The organism is Mesorhizobium sp. M0904, from assembly GCF_040319475.1.
Taxonomy (GTDB): domain Bacteria; phylum Pseudomonadota; class Alphaproteobacteria; order Rhizobiales; family Rhizobiaceae; genus Mesorhizobium.
In genome coordinates this window covers 191,186-206,474 of record NZ_JAMYOC010000005.1, presented here as the reverse complement: position 1 = coordinate 206,474, position 15,289 = coordinate 191,186, and the positions used below count along the sequence as shown (strand labels likewise).

Annotated in this window: 15 protein-coding genes; 7 read left to right on the top strand and 8 right to left on the bottom strand. The window is 61.2% G+C overall.

Annotation, left to right across the window (positions count from 1 at the left end):
• Nucleotides 1-56 precede the first annotated feature (56 nt).
• Nucleotides 57-1,235, bottom strand: coding sequence for an alanine racemase (locus NKH80_RS07940; protein WP_352507730.1), 1,179 nt, complete (start codon nt 1,233-1,235; stop codon nt 57-59).
• Between the two features lie 11 nt (nt 1,236-1,246).
• Nucleotides 1,247-2,284, bottom strand: coding sequence for a GNAT family N-acetyltransferase (locus NKH80_RS07935; RefSeq protein ID WP_352990778.1), 1,038 nt, complete (start codon nt 2,282-2,284; stop codon nt 1,247-1,249).
• 54 nt (nt 2,285-2,338) lie between these two features.
• Here NKH80_RS07935 and NKH80_RS07930 point away from each other — a divergent pair, with 54 nt between their 5' ends.
• Nucleotides 2,339-3,277 (top strand): ornithine cyclodeaminase family protein, encoded by a 939-nt coding sequence (locus NKH80_RS07930; protein ID WP_352752778.1) that lies wholly within the window; start codon nt 2,339-2,341, stop codon nt 3,275-3,277.
• Nucleotides 3,278-3,422: 145 nt separating this feature from the next.
• On the opposite strand, the gene NKH80_RS07925 is transcribed toward NKH80_RS07930, so the two are convergent.
• The 6 genes from NKH80_RS07925 to NKH80_RS07900 form a co-directional block, all read right to left on the bottom strand.
• Complete coding sequence (locus NKH80_RS07925) at nt 3,423-4,673, bottom strand: NAD(P)/FAD-dependent oxidoreductase (protein ID WP_502900928.1); 1,251 nt, start codon at nt 4,671-4,673, stop codon at nt 3,423-3,425.
• A 102-nt stretch (nt 4,674-4,775) separates the two neighbouring features.
• A complete protein-coding gene (locus NKH80_RS07920) occupies nt 4,776-5,654 on the bottom strand; it encodes an ABC transporter permease (protein WP_352777394.1) in 879 nt (292 codons plus the stop codon).
• Nucleotides 5,655-5,685: 31 nt separating this feature from the next.
• Nucleotides 5,686-6,636 (bottom strand): ABC transporter permease, encoded by a 951-nt coding sequence (locus tag NKH80_RS07915; protein ID WP_352777392.1) that lies wholly within the window; start codon nt 6,634-6,636, stop codon nt 5,686-5,688.
• Nucleotides 6,637-6,718: 82 nt separating this feature from the next.
• Nucleotides 6,719-8,389 (bottom strand): peptide ABC transporter substrate-binding protein, encoded by a 1,671-nt coding sequence (locus NKH80_RS07910; protein ID WP_352478671.1) that lies wholly within the window; start codon nt 8,387-8,389, stop codon nt 6,719-6,721.
• A 23-nt stretch (nt 8,390-8,412) separates the two neighbouring features.
• Nucleotides 8,413-10,077, bottom strand: coding sequence for an ABC transporter ATP-binding protein (locus NKH80_RS07905; RefSeq protein ID WP_352990770.1), 1,665 nt, complete (start codon nt 10,075-10,077; stop codon nt 8,413-8,415).
• 432 nt (nt 10,078-10,509) lie between these two features.
• The gene (locus NKH80_RS07900; RefSeq protein ID WP_352507723.1) at nt 10,510-10,698 is read right to left on the bottom strand and encodes a hypothetical protein; all 189 of its coding nucleotides are present in this window, start codon (nt 10,696-10,698) and stop codon (nt 10,510-10,512) included.
• 157 nt (nt 10,699-10,855) lie between these two features.
• Between NKH80_RS07900 and NKH80_RS07895 the strand changes: the two genes are divergently transcribed.
• The 6 genes from NKH80_RS07895 to NKH80_RS07870 all read left to right on the top strand — a co-directional run bounded on the left by NKH80_RS07895 (nt 10,856) and on the right by NKH80_RS07870 (nt 15,226).
• Entirely contained in the window at nt 10,856-12,181 is a 1,326-nt protein-coding gene (locus NKH80_RS07895; protein ID WP_352507722.1) for an NAD(P)/FAD-dependent oxidoreductase, read from the top strand.
• Nucleotides 12,182-12,263: 82 nt separating this feature from the next.
• Nucleotides 12,264-13,337, top strand: a complete 1,074-nt coding sequence (locus tag NKH80_RS07890; RefSeq protein WP_352507721.1) for a tartrate dehydrogenase — start codon at nt 12,264-12,266, stop codon at nt 13,335-13,337.
• A gap of 10 nt (nt 13,338-13,347) precedes the next feature.
• Nucleotides 13,348-13,824: an Lrp/AsnC family transcriptional regulator gene (locus tag NKH80_RS07885; RefSeq protein ID WP_023718597.1), complete on the top strand. Its 477-nt coding sequence runs from the start codon at nt 13,348-13,350 to the stop codon at nt 13,822-13,824.
• Between the two features lie 231 nt (nt 13,825-14,055).
• Nucleotides 14,056-14,376 carry a nucleotidyltransferase domain-containing protein gene (locus NKH80_RS07880; protein ID WP_352990765.1) on the top strand — a complete coding sequence of 107 codons (321 nt, stop codon included), beginning with the start codon at nt 14,056-14,058 and terminating at the stop codon, nt 14,374-14,376.
• A gap of 104 nt (nt 14,377-14,480) precedes the next feature.
• Nucleotides 14,481-14,849 (top strand): ribonuclease toxin HepT-like protein, encoded by a 369-nt coding sequence (locus NKH80_RS07875; protein ID WP_352990762.1) that lies wholly within the window; start codon nt 14,481-14,483, stop codon nt 14,847-14,849.
• A complete protein-coding gene (locus NKH80_RS07870; protein ID WP_352990839.1) occupies nt 14,849-15,226 on the top strand; it encodes an HVO_A0114 family putative DNA-binding protein in 378 nt (125 codons plus the stop codon). The genes NKH80_RS07875 and NKH80_RS07870 overlap by 1 nt, the downstream gene beginning before the upstream one ends.
• The last annotated feature ends 63 nt before the right edge of the window (nt 15,227-15,289 follow it).

Genomic DNA, 15,289 nt, shown 5'->3' with positions numbered 1-15,289 from the left:
TTTCTTGACCACCGGTGTTGATTTGAGTGGGGCGACATCCGAGCCTAGTCGCGCGCCTACCAGCCGCGCATCCGCTCCCAACGTGCTTCAATCTTGGGGCTGGCCCCGTTGACGACGCTGTAGAAATCATGCTGGGCGGCCGTCGCACACGCATGGTTGGGCAGAATCCGGACCCGAGTCCCGAGCGGCAGCTCGGGCATGGACTTTCCAGAACCGGCACGAATGGCGAGGATACCGTGTTCCTGGCTGGCCTGGGCCACGATCACATCTTCAAGCACCCGCCCCTTTTCGTCGCAGACCACGCCGTAACCCTGGTCGATCTGCTGGTTTGCGGTTCCCCGGTCGCGCGAAAGCGCCATCCATCCAGCGTCGACCAGCACCCATCCCTTTTCCGGCTTGGACCCGATCACCGTGGCCAATACGGAAATCGCGATGTCGTCGAGTTCGCACACCCCAACGCCGTGCTGGACCAGGTCGAAGAACATGTAGACCCCGGCGCGCAGCTCCGTGACCCCCTCAAGATTGCTGGCGAAATGCGCTGTCGGCGTCGAGCCGACGCTGACGATCGGGCAGGCATGGCCATGGGCGCGCAGGATTTCAGCGGCGCGCACCGTGGCTGAACGCTCGTTCTCGCCTGCCTTGACCAGCGCATCGGGCGTGTTCAAGCCATAGGATTCGCCTGCATGGGCGAGAACGCCGACGAGTTTGGCACTGGCCGCGACGACACTGCCGGCCACGTCGAGCAACTTCGGGTCGTCCGGCCTCAAGCCACCGCGATGGTCATCGCAGTCCAGTTCGATGAAAACAGATGGGGTCATACCGGTGGCTTCGCGGACGCTGGCTAGGGCATCGGCCTGCTCGACCGAATCGAGCAACAGCTTCACACCAGCGCCGGTGCGGCGACAAAGCTCCATGGCCCGCTTGGCCGAGGCCGGCGAGATGCCGACCGCATAGGTCATGTCTCGAAAGCCATGGCCCGCGAAATACTCCGCCTCGGCGATGGTCGAGACCGTGATCGGTCCGGGTTCGCGGTGAAGCGGGTATCGGGCGACATCGATGCTCTTGGCCGTCTTCATATGCGGGCGCAGCACCACGCCAAGCTTCCTGGCGCGCTCAGCCAAGCGCTGAATGTTGCGTCCGAGCCGCCCACGGTCGAGAAGCAGCGCCGGCGTGACCAAGGCGTCGATCGTCCTAGCCGTCTCGCTCACTGCCAGGTTTGCGGCCACCTTGTTCATAATCTCGTTTCCTAAGTGAACGACTGGTTTGCCAACGCATACATATGGGCTGGCCCCTCGGCGACGGGTCGTTGTCCTTTGACCATGGCGGTCGCAGTGCCGGACCGCTGCAGGCCAAGGCTCGCAAGCCAGTCGCCCAATCCATCCTCGGCATAGACGTCGATGCGAACGAATTGATTGTGAAGGTTCGAAAGCTGGGCCAGGATCAGAAGCCGCGCGTCGTGGTCGCTCTCGGCTGCACAAGGGCCGACGACATAGCCGCGGCCAAACCTCCTCGCGACAGCGTAGCCTGCAATCCGTCCCCTACGCTCGATGACCAATGCGTTGCCCACATCGGCGAGCGCAGCCACCATCGCCAGCCGGGGCATGCCTGTGGCCCGTTCGTCGAAGGCCTGGATCGCCGCTAGGTCAGAGGCTGTCGCTTGACGGACGTCGTCGCGGGTACTCCGCGTCACGGTGACAGCCAGCGAGCCCTGGTGCTGAAGCACCGTGCCCCAGGCAGTGAAGCCGCGTCGCTTGTAGAGCGCCAGCCCCTCTTCGGTTGAGTTGAGCAGCAGGTTGCGACCGAGTGTCGCCTCAAGCAATCCATCAAAGAGCCGGGCGCCGTTGCCACCGCCTTGCGCGGAGCCAGTAACTATGATCATCCCGACCGAGGCATAGGACTGTCCGTAATTCCAGGACATGGCCGTGCCAATCACCTGTCCTGCCCGCTCAAGGACCAGGCCATTGCCGACCATCAGGGCAAATTCCCAATCCTCCTGACGGTAGGGCCAGGCCATCTCCTGCGACAGCTTCAGTGCGCCCGGCAAATGGCGGGTTTCCAATTCCATCAGCTCGATCGGGGCGCTGACGATATCTCTGTCATGCTCAAAGGCCATAAGGTGCAACGCTGTCAGTTGATCCAGAGTCGGATTGACGTCGGATCTTAGGGTCGCGCCCGGCGGACAGATTTCGCTGCTGTTTTGCCCCTTCAAATCAGCGGTATTATTCGTTTTATGCAGTTCCTCGGCATGCCAAATCGTGCAAATCGGGCGAGGAATACCTGGCACCTTGAATCGCAGCTTCGTGGTTGCCCGATCGGCGATGCCCAGGAGGAATTTTGGATGATCTACATCAGCGAAGAGGAGTCAGCCGCCCTCGTCACACATGAACTTGCTTTCGAGGCGGCGCGCGAGGCTCTCGTGGCGGCAGCATCGCGGCAGAGCTGGGTCTTTCCGGCTGTTCTCGGGCGCACACAGGAGGTGACCAATACCTTCTCAATCAAATCCGGTTCGTCGGGCGAGCTGACCGGCGTGAAAATTGGCTCCTTCTGGTCGGGCAACCCGGCACGTGGCCTTCCCCGCCACAACTCGACCATCGTGCTGCTCGATCAGCATACAGGTCGGCTCGGTGCCGTAGTCGAGGCCGGGAAGGTCAACGCCTACAGGACGGCCGCCGCCGACGCGGTTGCGGCCGATCTTCTTGCGCGCAAGCAAGCCAAGGTGCTGGCGATCTTCGGGGCCGGCAACCAGGCGAGCTTCGAAGTGATGGCGCTGGCACGCATCCGCCCAATCGAAACAGTGCTGGTCGTGGCCCGGCCTTCGCCGCGGCGCGACGCTTTTGTCGATCAGATCGGCGAAAGGGGACTGAAGGCGCGCGCTGCCTTGCCGGAAGAAGCCGTGCGCACGGCCGACATCGTGGTGACGGCGACACCCGCACGCGAACCGCTGTTCGATGCCGCTTGGGTGGGACCCGGAACCCACATCGTCAGCATCGGGTCGGATGCTCCGGGCAAACGCGAATTGCCGAGCGAATTGTTTCGCAAGGCACGTCTGTTTTGTGATCTGCTTTCCCAGTCCGTCCAGATCGGCGAGTTCCAACACGTGCGCGACGAAATCGACGCCGGCGTGCTTGCGGTAACACCAATCGGCGACGTTATTGAAAGGCGTGCGCTCGGACGCCACTTCGACAATGAGATCACGGTCTTCGACAGTTCCGGCATCTCCCTGCAGGACCTCTACATGGCCGACGCGCTGATCCGCGCAAAGGCGTCCCACCGCTGATCAGTTTTCGCACCGAGGCCCCAGTCCCGACAGATTTTTCGACACGGCAACAAGGTGGCCGCGCGCGATCCTGCAGTCGTATCAGCGGCGGGCGCGCCAAAGGGGTGCCCGCATGAACCACGGATCGCCCCCGATGTCGGCGAGACTAGCGTCTGGCGCGCCAGAAGGCGAGACGGTCCTGCAACCGATAGCCCTGGATAATCGCCGGCATGAACCACGGATTGCCACGATAGAGCGGGACGGCCGAAGGCGGTCGAAAGTCGAACGCAGTGCGCGACTGCTCGCCATGCCCGATCAACTTGTGGGCCGCACGCATGCCGATCCATGGCGCCCAGACCACGCCCGAACCGCAGAAGCCAGTTGCATAGACCACGCCGTCCTTCTCGAAGATGCGGGGCAGCATGTCTCGGTTCATCGCCACATTGCCGAACCAGCAATGCGAAAGGCGCACGTTCCCCAACTCCGGGAAAAGGTTCACCAGGCCCTTGCGAAGGAGAAGTTTCGGCGCCGCCGGATCGCCGACGCGGGAACTGTCACGGCCCCCCAGCAGGATACGTTTTCCGTCGGGAGAGGGACGATAATAGAAGCCGAGTTGCCGGTTCTCGGTGATCGTCATCAGCTTCGGCATCAGTTGCGCCATGACATCGGGCGCAAGTTCCTCGGTGACGATGATCCGGCTGCGGACCGGAACCAGGCGGCGGCGCAGGAAGGGAGCAGCGCCGTCGGTATAGCCGTTGGTACAGACCAGAACCTGCCGTGCGTCCACCGTCCCCGCCGAAGTCGCGACGCGGAACCCCGAACCGTTCCTCTCGATCGACTTGACCACTGTATGCGAATGGACCGTCAACCCGGATGCGAGCGCCACCCGCAGGAGCTCAGCATGGAATTTTGCGGGGTGCAGCCCGCCAATGTCCATCCGAACGGTTCCGCCGCGGTAGAAGTCGGTGCCGATATAATTTCGCTGCTCGGCATGCGGAACCGCGTAGGACTCGATCCCCAGTTTCTTCGCCAGCGTCTCGGCGCCGCGCGCCATCTTCTCATACTGTTCATATCCGAAAGCGCCCTTGAATTGGCCAACCAGTCGGAAGTCGCAGTCGAGCCCTTCGGTCTTGATGAAGTCGTAGAGGAATTCGCGTGCGACCTTTCCCTCGGCCTCGATCGCCATGGCTTTCTCTTCCCCGAAGCGCCGGGTGATCGTGGCATAGTCGGGCCGGATGCTCGCGCTCGTAATCCCGCCGTTGCGGGTGGAAGCACCCTCGCCCGGATTCATTGCATCAAAAGCTGCGACCGAGCGTCCTTCGCGCGCCAGCAAAAGCCCGGCCGAAAGACCGGCATAACCGGCGCCGACGATTGCCACGTCAAGCTTCTTTGCGAGGGGCTGCCGCGGCAGCGGCATGACGGGCGCTGCTTCCCACCAGTAGGGCGTGTTCTTGTCGGCGATATGAGGCTCTTGCACGGGGCTGACTTCTCGCTGGGGTGATCTACGGTCGGTGAAACTTCAGATGTGGTCGTCTCGGACGTCGAGCGCATCACGCAGCCCGTCACCGATGAAGTTGAAACTGGTTACCGCGATCGTGATTGCAGCTCCGGGAATGATTGCCAGCCAGGGTGCGCTGCCCAGATATTGCTGGGCGCCATTGAGCATGTTGCCCCAGCTGGGCAGTGGCGGCTGGATCCCGTAGCCGAGGAAACTGATGTAGGCTTCCATGAGAATGGCGCGCGCGACCGTCAAGGTGGAAGCAACGATAATCGGCCCCATGGCGTTGGGCAGTATCTCGCGAAACATGATGTGGGTGCCACTCAATCCCAGCATTCGCCCGGCCAGGACGAACTCGCGTTCGCGTAAGGAGCGGACTTCCGCTTCGACTATGCGGGCAACCTCCATCCAACTGGTGAGGGCGATAATGACGGTGATCATCACAGGACTGGGCTTCAGTGCGGCAGCCAGCGCCAGCAGCAGAAAGATCGATGGGAATGACAGGAAACCATCGACCGTGCGCATCAGCGTGGCCCCGACCCAGCCCCCGCGATAGCCGGCAATTACGCCGACCAGCGTGCCGATGAGCGTCGACAAAACCATGGCAAAGAAACCCACCAGCAGCGAGATTCGTCCCGCCATCAAAAGCCTTGCCGCCACGTCGCGGCCAAGCGGATCGGTACCTAGAAAGTGGTAGCCCGTCAGCGGAGGGGCAAAGCGGGCCCGCAGATCGATATACAGTGAGTCATAAGGCAGGAGATGGGGGCCGAGGACGCAAGCGAGGCTCAGGAAGATGATCATCGCCAACCCAAGCAGGGCCAAGCGATGACGCATGAAACGACGTGCCGCGCGCTTGTTACTCCATCGGCTTGGAGCTGCATTTGCGGTGAGAGCGGTCATATCGGCTGTCTCCTGTCGGGAAGTTGCGCGCTCACGCCAGGCGAATGCGCGGATCGACAATAGCGACGACAATGTCGGCGATCAGGTTTCCAAGCAGAACGAGGATGGCGGAGAACATCAGCAGCCCCATCACAACCGGATAGTCGCTGTAACCAAGGCTATCGAGGAACAACCGTCCCATTCCTGGCCAGGTAAAGACGGTTTCGGTCACGAGCGCGCCGGTGAGGACGCTGGGAAGCTGCACCCCGGCCAAGGTAATCATCGGCAAAAGTGCGTTGCCGACGACATGCTTCATCAGAATCCGGCGTTCACTCAACCCTTTGGCCCGGGCCGTCTTGACGAAGTCCTGGCTAATGGCGTCGAGAGTCGCCGTCCGCATGTAGCGGCTCCAGATCGCGACATGGACCAGCGACAGCACGATACTTGGCAGGATCAGATGGTGGAGATAGCCCAGGATCGAGGCATCGCCGATCTCGGACATATTGCCCGCGGGCAGCCAGCCCAGCTTCAGGGAAAAGACGTAGATGCCGACGAGTCCGAACCAGAAGGTGGGGACCGACAATGCGACCATGGCCCCGACGGTTGCGACATAGTCGAACAGCGAGTAGCGGCGCGTGGCGCCTCGGATTCCAATCCAGGCGCCAATGGAGATTGCAATCACGGTTGAGGAACCCATCAGCAGCAGCGTGGCAAAGAGATGGCTGCCGATGACCTCCAAGACCGGCGCTCCGTCGCGGAAGGAGTGACCCCAGTCGCCCCGCAGCAGCCGCCATGCCCAGTCCAGATATTGGATCCATATAGGGCGATCGAGGCCCAGCAGCCCCTTGAGACGCTCGATATCCTGCTGGGTCATTCCGGGATCAAGCCCGAATTGGGCCAGCGGGCCGCCGGGAAGGAGGTTCAGAATGCCGAAGCCGATGATCGAAACGATCACAAGCAGCACCAGGCTCTGCAAGAGGCGATTGAGCAGGAAGCCGCGCATTCGAGTCCCTCCATTGTGGGTTGATGATTTTAGTCTGTTGCCGCCGCCGCGGCGGAATCGGGCTGGGCGGCGGCAACTGCGTCTAGGCCTTCCACTTCCAGGCGGCGGCATTCCACGACGCGGTGCGGGTGTTGGCGTTGGGCTCGAAGCCGTCCAGCCCCTTCTTGCGCCCGAGGACGATTGTGTACGCGAACAGCGGCAGGAAGGGCAGATCGTGGCGCACGACTTCCTGCACACGATTATAGATCGCGCGCCGTTCTTCCGGATCGAAGCTGCGAGCACCCTTTTCGAGCAGGGCATCGACCTCAGGATTGGAATATTGCCCGGTGTTCGAACCGTGTCCGCCTTGAGCGGCGATTGCCTTCGTATGGAGCCGGTTTGTGGCGTCGGGGTCCGCGGCAATCAGATAGGTGACGCCCACCATGGCGGTGTCGAATTGCGATTTCAGCCAGAACTCGCCCCACATGACTGCAGCCGGCAAATTCGAGATCGTCATCTCGACGCCGATCTCGGCAAACGTCTGCTGCAGGAACTGCTGCGTCTGCTCCCGCAGGTTGTTGCCGGAAGTTGTCGAGTTGGAGAAGGACAGTCGCACCCCATCCTTGGCGCGGATTCCATCCGGTCCCGGCACCCACCCGGCCTCATCGAGGATTTGGCGCGCCCGGTCCAGATTGAACTCCTGAACCGGCAGGTTCGGGTCATAGTAGTAGGACTCCTTCGGCATGAAGGTCTCGGTGAGGGTACCCACGCCGTAATAGATCGTGTCGACAATCGCCTTCCTGTCCAACGCGGCGTAGAGCGCCTGGCGCACTGCCAGGTCCTTGAACTGCGGGCGGCCCAAATTGAGGTAGATCGACTCCAGGGATGCCCCTGTCTCCAGTGTCACCACGCGGTCCGGTAGTTCGCGGGCTTCAGTATAATGGTCGGCGGTGATGAACGACTGATCGACCAGGTCCACGTCGCCGCTCTTGAACTGAGTGTAGAGCACGGTCATGTCGGGGATGTATTTGAAGATGAGCTGCTCGACATAGGGACCTTCGCCGGCGTACTCAGGATTGGCGACGAGCTCGATATGATCGCCCGCAACACGCTGGCCCCATTTGAATGCTCCGGTGCCGACCGGCGCCTGATTGAACGCGGCTGTGTTCGGATCGGCTTCTTTCCCCAGAATGTGCTTCGGCACGATGAAGGTTTCGGCCAAGAACGAAAGATAGGGCGCGAAGGCCTCCTTCATCCGCCATGTGATCTCGGTGGGCGAAACCACTGTGATGTCCTGCACGAGCGAATGGCCGCTCGTGCGCCAAGCCCGAAACTTCGGGTTCGTGATGAGCTCAAGGGTGAATTTCACGTCTTCGGCCGTGAAGGGCTCACCGTCGTGCCAGCGGGCATTGTCACGCAACCGGACGCGCCAGTTGAGACCGTCCTCCGAAATGCCGCCGTTCTTTTGGCTTGGCACCTCGGCCGCGAGGTTTGGATGTAGGCCGCCTTGGGGATCCATGCGGACCAGCGCGTCGAAAACCGAGAAATGGATCGCGTCATCGACCTCGATATGCGCCATCAGCGGATTGAACACGGTCGGCTCTTGGGAGAGGCCGACGACGACGCGCCCGGCCGGCCCTGCAGGAGGGGTCTTGGCGAAGGCGGGCTTGCCCAACAGATTGGGCGCGATGAGGCCTGCAGCCCCACCTATCGCCATCAGTCGCAGCGCTTCGCGCCTCGAGTAGTTGGACGTAGTCGATGAATTTTTGGTCATGGTAGTTCCTCTCTTGTTATTTCTTATGCGTTTGCTGCTACTGGACCGGCATTGCCCGGCCGCTCTCCTGGAATCGCCGCTACCAGTTGGCGCGTGTAGGCTGCTTGCGGGTTCAGGAATATTTGTGAGGGCGGTCCGCGCTCGACGATCCGGCCCGTCTGCATCACTGCGATTTCGTCGCAGATCTGGCTGGCGACGCGCAGGTCGTGCGTGATGAAGACCATCGACACGCCCGTCTCGCGCTGGATCTTGTCCAGAAGCTGCAGGATCTGCGCCTGGATCGACACGTCGAGTGCGGAGACCGCCTCGTCGGCAATCAACAGCTTCGGCTTGAACATCAGCGCACGAGCGATGCCGATGCGCTGGCGTTGCCCACCCGAGAACTCGTGCGGGTAGCGGCCAAAAGCGCCGGCATTGAGACCGACATGGGCCAGAAGCGCACGCGCTTCATCGCGCGCTTGGACATAAGGCATCCCGTGCGCCAGCGGGCCTACCGTCATGATGTGACCGACCGTCGAGCGTGGGTTCAGAGAAGCGAAGGGATCCTGGAAGATCATCTGGATCCGCGGTCGAAGCGGGCGGAACTTCGCTTCGGAAAGCTTGGCTATGTCACAGCCCTCAAACAAGATCCCGCCGCCGTCACTGTCCAGCAGCTTGATCAGCAGCCGGCCCAGCGACGATTTCCCCGAACCGCTCTCGCCTACGACCCCAAGCGTGCGGCCGGGCGCCAGTTCGAACGAAACCTCGTTGACCGCTGTCACAGTCCGTTGCGCGCCGAACAGCGCGCTGCCACCGCGATAGGTCTTCACCAGACCCTCAACCTTCAGGATCGGCTCCTTGCTGGCAGCGTCCGGACGGGGGCGATCTTCGCCGGTCAAATGCGGTACGGCTGCAATCAGGCGCTGGGTATAAGGGTGCTTGGGCGACTTCAACACCTGCTCGGCGCTGCCTTGTTCGACGACATGACCCTTTTCCATCACCACGACGCTGTCGGCGATCTCGGCCACCACGCCGAAATCATGGGTGATGAACATCACGCTCATGCCCTTGCGCCGCTGAATGTCACGGATCAGTTGCAGGATCTGAGCCTGGGTGGTGACGTCGAGCGCGGTGGTCGGCTCATCCGCAATCAGCACCGTCGGCTCGAGCGCCAAGGCCATGGCGATCATGACGCGCTGCCGCTGCCCGCCCGAAAGCCGGAACGGGTACTGATAATACATGAGTTCGGGATCTGGCAGGCCTACTTCAGTGAGCAGTTCGATTGCGCGGTTGCGACAGGTTTGTGGCGTGCCGAAGCCGTGCGCGGCCATGACCTCGTCAATCTGCGCGCCCACCGTCATCAGGGGATTGAGCGCCGAGAGCGGGTCCTGAAAGATCATCGACACGACCCGTCCACGCAGGTTGCGCAGCTTGTCTGGCGACATGCCAACGATGTTCATCCCTTCCAGCTGGATGACACCCGATGAGAGGCGGATCACCTTCGGCAGAAGCCCCATGATCGCGTTCGCCGTCACCGACTTACCCGATCCGGACTCGCCTATGATGCAAAGGATCTGGCCGCGTTTCAGATCGAAGGAAATGTCCTTGACAGCATGGGTCCGTTCCATGCCTTGCGGCAAATTCACTGTGAGGTCGCGCACCGAAAGCGCCACATCGTGGGGGGCTACAGCCTGGATGCTTGCGATCATCGAGATCACCTCCCCTTTCAACCGAGCGCGTCCACCCTGTTGCGGACCGCATCATCGCCCTTTGAGCAGAAGCGCCTCACCCTAGCGGCCGTACTCCCGCCTTCTCGACGCTTCGCGCGCTGAGGCTGCGAGAGACGGGTTCTGCTCATCCTAGCGGCTCCCTTATGAAATCCGATCCGTGTACCGGACTCTGTTCCCTTTTTCTTGGAGAACTCTCCGAAGGAGCAAGCCTTGCCTGTCGAATGTCCTCTGGAGCCTGCCTGCCAAAAGGAAGGGTTGCTCCGTTCTTGCAGCCAGTCTGACTGTTCTGTTTCCGCAGAGTCTTCGAAACTTGGCCCTCGCGCGGCAGGAACTTCTGAAAAGAACATCCAGTTCGGCATTTCACTCTGTTCCCGTTTCGGCGCGGAAACCGGGATCAGGCAACCATATCCTTTATTCGGCAATACGTGGCCATGAGGGATAGGACCAAAGATTTCCGGTGTACATCGACACCATTTGCGGGCCATGGCGCCCAAACGGATTGGTGACCGTGCGGCCCATCGCAATGTCGGCCAAGGCGCTGCCGATCAAGGTCGACGACTGCGCCGTATGCCGCCCATGCCGCAGATGACGCGACTGCATGAAATGTACTCCAGCTTGCCCACGCAGCGAGCTCTTAGCGCAATAATTGCCTGTCCTGGGGGCTGCTAAACGCAGGAAATTCCGTCCAGGCACAAACTCCGCAGTCTGCCTCTGCGGGCGGCAGGTTAGGATGGTTCAAATTACCGGAGTCCCATCCATGCCCGCGCCGCTCATGCACATCGACTGCAGCCCTTCCCTCCCTCGCGAGGCGGACGTCGTCGTCATCGGCGGCGGGGTGGTGGGCGTGTTCAGCGCTTACTATCTGGCGCGCCGCGGCCTCAAGGTCGCCCTGGTCGAGAAGGGGCGTATCGCGGCCGAGCAGTCCAGCCGCAACTGGGGTTGGTGCCGCCAGCAGAACCGCGATGCGCGTGAGCTGCCGATGGCGACCAAGAGCCTCGACCTCTGGGAGAAGGTAGCACAGGAGACCGGCCAAGACACCGGCTTTCGCCGCTGCGGGCTCCTCTATCTCTCACAAGACGAAAATGAGCTGGCAGGCTGGGCGAAGTGGCGCGATTTTGCGAGAACGGTCGGCGTCACCACGCACATGCTGAGCGCGGAAGAAGCCACCGAACGGGGCAGAGCGACGCGCCGCAAATGGAAAGGTGGCGTGTTCTCGCCAACCGACGGAACGGCGGACCCTTCCAAGGCAGTGCCGGTTGCAGCGCGCGGCATCATGGCGGCGGGAGGCACCGTACATCAGCACTGCGCGGCGCGCGGGCTGGAATTGAGCGCCGGCCGGGTGAGCGCTGTCGTGACCGAAGCGGGTAGCATCCGGACAAAGACCGTGGTCATGGCCGGGGGCGCGTGGGCGTCTTCCTTCTGCAACCAGCTCGGTGTGCGTTTTCCGCAAGCTGCCGTGCGTCAGTCCATTCTGGCCGTGGCGCCAGGCGCAAACGGTCTGCCAGATGCCCTGCATACCGCTCGCATCTCTCTGACGCGGCGCAGCAACGGTGGATACACGCTGGCGATCAGCGGGCGGGCGCGTGTCGATCCAACGCCGCAACAGTTCAGGTTCAGCCGCGAGTTTGTACCTATGTTCGCCCGCCGCTGGCGCAATCTCGCCCCGGGCGCCTTCGAGGGCTGGCGTCAGGGCCACGAAAGCCTGCGCAAATGGACCCTCGACGACATCACGCCAATGGAACGGAACCGGATTCTCGACCCGAAGCCCGACATGGGGCAGATTCGGCTGACATATCGGAGAGCCTGCGAATTGATCCCCGAACTCCAACGGGTGGCGATCTCCGATGTGTGGGCGGGTTATATCGACAGTACACCCGACGGCATTCCCGCAGTCGGCGAAGTGGAGGGGATTCCGGGCTTCATCCTGGCGGCGGGATTCAGCGGTCACGGCTTCGGGATTGGCCCCGGTGCGGGGCATATGATCGCCGACATCATCGCAGGCAGCGAGCCTATTGTCGATCCGCGTCCTTATAGGCCCGAGCGTCTGAAGACCGCTGCGTGGGGCAAGGTCGCTGAATTCTGAGAAGACCGTCTTGCCAAGGTACAATCGGTCGCACACGAGATTGAGGCACGATGCGGCCAGCACCAAAAACAGGGAACTGACGATGCGCGAATATGAGATTGCCGCCATTCCTGCCGACGGGATCGGGCCAGAGGTCATTGCCGCAGGTCTCCAGGCGCTTGAGGCGCTGCAGCAACGCTGCGGCGACTTCAAGCTGCGCGTCCAGCACTTCGACTGGGGCTCGGATTACTACAAGGCCCATGGTCGGATGATGCCCGAAGATGGCGTGGCGCAACTGAAGCGCTTCGACGCCATCTTCTTTGGCGCGGTAGGCGCTCCCGACTTGCCCGACAATATCACGCTCTGGGGCCTCCGGCTGCCGATTTGCCAAGGCTTTGATCAATACGCGAACGTGCGGCCAACAAGAATATTGCCCGGGATTGTTTCGCCTCTGGCGGGTGTTGGCCCTGGCGATCTGGATTGGGTGATCGTGCGGGAGAATTCCGAGGGCGAGTATTCGGGCCACGGCGGCCGCGCCCATCGCGGCCTCCCCGAGGAGGTCGGAACCGAGGTCGCGATCTTCACGCGCGTCGGCGTCACCCGCATCATGCGCTATGCATTCCGGCTGGCGCAGTCACGGCCGCGAAAGCTCCTGACCGTGGTTACGAAATCCAACGCTCAGCGTCACGGGATGGTAATGTGGGACGAAATCGCAGCCGAGGTGGCGCAAGAGTTCCCTGACGTCGCGTGGGACAAGATGCTAGTCGATGCTATGACAGTGCGTATGACGTTGAAACCTCGGAGCCTCGATACGATCGTCGCCACCAATCTTCACGCCGACATATTGTCGGACCTTGCAGGCGCGCTCGCGGGCAGTCTCGGCGTTGCACCGACCGCCAACATTGATCCCGAGCGTCGCTATCCCTCGATGTTCGAGCCAATTCACGGCTCGGCATTCGACATCGCCGGCAAGGGTATTGCCAACCCGGTCGCCACCTTCTGGACCGCTGCCCAGATGCTCGAACATCTGGGCGAGAGCGCAGCGGCCGTGCGGTTGATGAGCGCTGTGGAAACGGTGACGAGTGAAGGCGTGCTGACGCCGGACGTGGGAGGGACAGCGACCACGCAGGAAGTGACGGACGCCGTCTGCCGAGCGATCCGCGGTTCGAACATGTGACAGGTTTCCAATGAAGCTCGACAAGATCGACATCAAGATCTTATCCCAACTGCAAAAGAACGGGCGAGTCACGAATGTCGAGCTTGCCGACCTTGTCAACCTTTCGCCGAGCCCTTGCCTGATGCGGGTGAAGAAGCTTCAGGCGGAAGGCTTCATCACCGGCTATTCCGCCCAGATCGATGTGTCCAAGCTCGGACAGACTCTAACCATCTTCACCGAAGTCACGCTCAAGCACCATCAACAGAACGACTTCGCGAGATTTCTCACCGCAATTCAGAAAGTCGATTCTGTCATCGAATGCCATCTGGTTTCAGGCGGATACGACTATCTTGTGAAGTTTGTCACAGCAGGCATCAGCGAGTACCAGACGATTATGGAGCGCATGATCGAATTGGATATCGGAATCGACAAATATTTCAGCTTCGTCGTGCTGAAGTCACCGATCGTGAAATCCCATTTGCCTCTCGACATCATTTTCGACAAATGAGAATGCAGCTCCGGCTCGGTCCTCAAGCAGCGGGCGCTCGTGCCAAGCTCCATCTTGTTGCGCGCGGCATTTGTCGAATGACGATGTCCGTTTCGGGGGAGGCCGTCATTGCCACCCTGTCGTCAAATGGCGTGAATATGAATCATGTATAGGCAGGTAGCGCGCACAGCTTGCGGAGTTGCGACAATCTCCCCTCGGGTCACAGTTGGAGCAAAGGCAACAGGCGAAAAGATGAACAAGATTGACACTTTGATCCACCGAAGAGCTGACGATCGCCGGATGACTGCGCAAGCCTGTGTATCGCGTATTCTCCGGAACGCCAAAGCCCGCAGCGTCGATATCTCTGTTGTCGGATCCCTCGCGAAAAACCGTTTCCGCGTCCACTCTGACGTAGATCTGCTGGTGCACGGACGCACTGATCCCGCGCGCCGGGCCATGGTGGAGCGCTTGGTCGCAGACCAGCTTCGGGGAACGAACATTCCTTATGACCTGATCTTTGCCTCAGACGTTTCGTCCGAACGAGTGCAGGAATTGCTTAATGGCAGCGTTTAAGCATCCGGCGTTCGCAAAACTGTCGCCAAAAATCGACCGCGCTGCGAAGGAACTGCAGCAAGCGAGGAATATCTGGCGAATCGGAGTGAGCTGTCACTCGGCGAATGGGGCGCGATCGCAGCAGTTCGCTGGGAGTCCACAATGTCTACAACAGCATCGAGGACATCCTGCTCAGCCTCTCCAACGACATAGACGGCCTCGTTCCCCAAGGGCCTACGATGCACCAGGACGTGCTCGATCAGATGTCGGCGGAAATTGCAGGCATCCGGCCGGCTGTGCTCGACCCCGAGCTTTATCAGTCCTTGAGTGAGTTAAACGGATTCCGTCACCTGGTGAGGCATCGGTACGGTTTTGACCTGAAAACCGACAAGGTGCAGGAAAGCCTCGACAGGGTAAAAGAGGCATTTCCGTCTTTCCTCGGCCATTGTTCACTTGGAAAGCACTCTTCCTTAGGAAAACACGCACGACAGTGATGGCGGCGGCGACGGCTCAGGGGGCCGGGCATCTGGTGGTCCCTGAATCAATGGCTCAGTCGTGTGCGCCGGAAGAGATTCTGCCGGCGTTGACCCCTGAGAATTGTCGGCTGGTGGCGCTGATCCATCGGTATCGACCGCAAAGCATCACGGAACTGTGCAGGTTGGCGGCGCGTCCGCAGCCGAACGTATCCCGCTCCTTGGCGGCCCTTGAGCGGGCGGGAATTGTCTCAATGGCGGGCTCCAGGCCGAAGAGACCCGAACTCGTCGTGCAACGAGTCACGATCGACCTCGCTGAACTTCAGAATGGCCGATGCGAGGTCGACGATTCGTGGAGACAAATCGCCCGACCATCATCTTTGCTGCGCGATGGGTGACAGGGGCAAAAGTCGATCAGTGGGTGCGCCGCTGAGCAGGTTTGGCAAGTGGCGGACGTGAAG